General features: G+C 59.6%; 1 pseudogene. It reads right to left on the reverse strand.

Annotation, left to right across the window (positions count from 1 at the left end):
* Positions 1–319 (reverse strand): annotated as a pseudogene (locus HLG76_RS14725) (hypothetical protein); the annotation flags it as partial.

Raw genomic sequence — 319 nt, forward strand, 5'->3', positions numbered from 1 at the left:
ATTGGACCTTCGTCCACGTCATCCTGTGCATCGGATTCAGCGGTGTCATCGACTGACTCTTCAGGCTCAGCGTCGGGTGTGTCTTCAACCTCGGCGGTGTCATCCGACTCAGCCGTTTGTTCAGGCTGTTGGTCTGCTGGCGACTCGTCGGCGACGGGTGCTTCATCTGTATCGTCCTGAGCCTCGACCTCGGGTTCAGCGGTGTCCTCTGCTGTCGCTTCGTCCGTGTCATCCTGTGCATCGTCGTCAGTCTCGGGCTCTGCAGTGTCATCGACTGACTCTTCAGGCTCAGCGTCGGGTGTGTCTTCAACCTCGGCGG

The organism is Salinivibrio sp. EAGSL, from assembly GCF_013366455.1.
Taxonomy (GTDB): Bacteria; Pseudomonadota; Gammaproteobacteria; order Enterobacterales; family Vibrionaceae; genus Salinivibrio; species Salinivibrio costicola.